The 1597-nt window shown below is 23.1% G+C and carries 1 protein-coding gene; it reads right to left on the bottom strand.

Annotated features, from left to right (window positions below; genetic code table 11):
• Positions 1 to 1435: glycosyltransferase family 2 protein (locus JG677_RS08030; protein WP_200286109.1), on the bottom strand; the 1435-nt coding region annotated here is incomplete at its 3' end.
• Positions 1436 to 1597: the final 162 nt, after the last annotated feature.

Raw genomic sequence — 1597 nt, 5'->3', positions numbered from 1 at the left:
ATTTAAGTCTTCTAAAATTACCATTATTAAATAAAAACCTTGCTACAAATTCACTATCTTCCCTACCCCAACCAATAAATTTTTCATTAAAACCACCAATAGCTTGCCAATCACTTTTATAAAAACTCATATTACAACCTCTTATTCCTTTTATTATTTCTCTTTTTTTAAATACATTTTTATCTATTTTGGAAAATTTATAAATTAAATTGGTTAAAAAATTATTTTTTTTATTTTTAAAGCCTTTTTTATTAAAAGCTATTTTAAAATCATTTTTCTCTAAAATATCTTTAGTTTCATCTTCATTTAAAATAGTTCTAGAACCTTGCAAAAATAAACCTTTTTGTGAAAATTTTAAATGATCTTTGATAAAATCTTTTTCTAAAATCATATCACCATCTATAATAATAATATATTCACTCTGAGCTTTCTTAATAGCTTCATTACGATTTTTACTAAGCCTATAACCTTTATCTTCCTGCCAAGAATGTTTTAAAAAACAAGGAAAATTTTTTTGGTATTTCTCAATTAAATTTTTTGTATCCTCTTTAGATCCATCATCTGCAATAATCACCTCATTGGGCATTAAACTTAAATTTTTAACACTATCAAGCACAAGAGAAAGACGCTTTGGTTCGTTATAGGTAGTAATAATTAAAGCACAAGTTCTAGGCTTTTCTTTTAAAAACTCATAAAGTTTCATATACTTAAAAAAAGCTCCTAAAGCATTGCAAATGCTAATTATAAAACCTTTATATCCATATAAAAAACCTTTTTTTAAAAAATAATTCCTAAAAAAAGTCCAAAATCCTTTTAAGCTTGCTAAAAATACACCACTTTGTTTATGTAAATTTTGTTTTGCCCAAAGTGAAGAATATCTTTGCATTTTATCAATTAAATGTGAAATATCATTAAAAGCATAGTGTTTAAGTCCATTTTTAAGATAAATTTTTTGAGTTTTTGATGGCAATATTAGGCTTTCATGAACTAAATTATCATTAAATTTAGTAAAATTTTTATTAAAAATACGCAAAACATAATCAGGCCACCATCCACAAGCCTTAATCCATTCTCCTTTATAAAGATTTTTACGCACTAAAGCTAAAATATCTTGCTCTTTTAAATCAAGTTTTTTTAACTCTTCAATGCACTCTTTTTCTAAAACTTCATCTGCATCAATACTTAATATCCAATCATTTTTAGCATAAGAAAGTGCTAAATTTTTTAAAGGTCCAAAACCGATAAATTCGCTTTGTTTAATATGCAAAGCAGGAAATTTTTCCTTAAATTCATAAGCAATTTTTAAAGTATTATCCGAGCTTTGATTATCAACCAAAATAATCTCATCAAAGCAAAGTAAAGAATTTAAACACTCTTTTAAAGTAAGTTCAGCATTTTTAACTATCATAATCACGCTTATTTTAGAAAAATCCATTTTATTCCTTTTAAATAAAAGATTAATTTTAATATTTTTTAATCATAAATAAAATTAAATTATTTATTTTTTTATTTAAAAAATTCATTTTTTTTTTTTGATAAAATAGATATTTCAAATTTATAAAAAGTCTTTAAAACTTAAATTTTGACAAATAAAATC

The sequence above is a fragment of the Campylobacter sp. TTU-622 genome (assembly GCF_016598965.1).
Taxonomy (GTDB): domain Bacteria; phylum Campylobacterota; class Campylobacteria; order Campylobacterales; family Campylobacteraceae; genus Campylobacter_D.
This window is presented reverse-complemented; position numbering and strand designations above follow the sequence as displayed.